At 64.4% G+C, this 430-nt stretch carries 1 protein-coding gene; it reads right to left on the bottom strand.

Features of this window, described 5'->3' with window-relative positions:
• Positions 1-430: extracellular solute-binding protein (locus DBR22_RS24550; protein ID WP_258229205.1), on the bottom strand; the 430-nt coding region annotated here is incomplete at both ends.

The raw sequence follows: 430 nt of genomic DNA on the forward strand, positions 1-430 counted from the left end.
GGTAGTCCATGGCCGCATCGGCATTTTCGCAGCCGCTGGTCACGCCCCACGGCCAGGAAGCGCCGCCGATCTTGGGGCCGTTGCCGAGGTCCACGGTGGGCATAACCACCAGGTCATCGCCAAAGGCGGCTTTGGCTTTGTCCGCGGCCCAGGAACCGGTGTACAGGATGGCGCTCTTGTTGTTCAGGAAGTCCTGGGTGGAGTCCTTTCCGCTCTTCTGGGCCATAAAGCCCTGGTCCACAAGGCCACGGAACCAGCCGGCCCACTCAACGGCTTTATCCCCATTGAGGACGCCGTCCGCTGACTGGAAGCCATCGCGGTTGATGAGGTCCCCGCCGAAGGACTGCAGCAGGGGCGAGTACGCGTAGGGCAGCCATTCACCGGTGCCGGCGGTTCCCATGTCCAGCGGGTGTTCCCATTTGCCCAGGGC

The sequence above is a fragment of the Arthrobacter sp. HMWF013 genome, assembly GCF_003061105.1.
Lineage (GTDB): Bacteria > Actinomycetota > Actinomycetes > Actinomycetales > Micrococcaceae > Arthrobacter.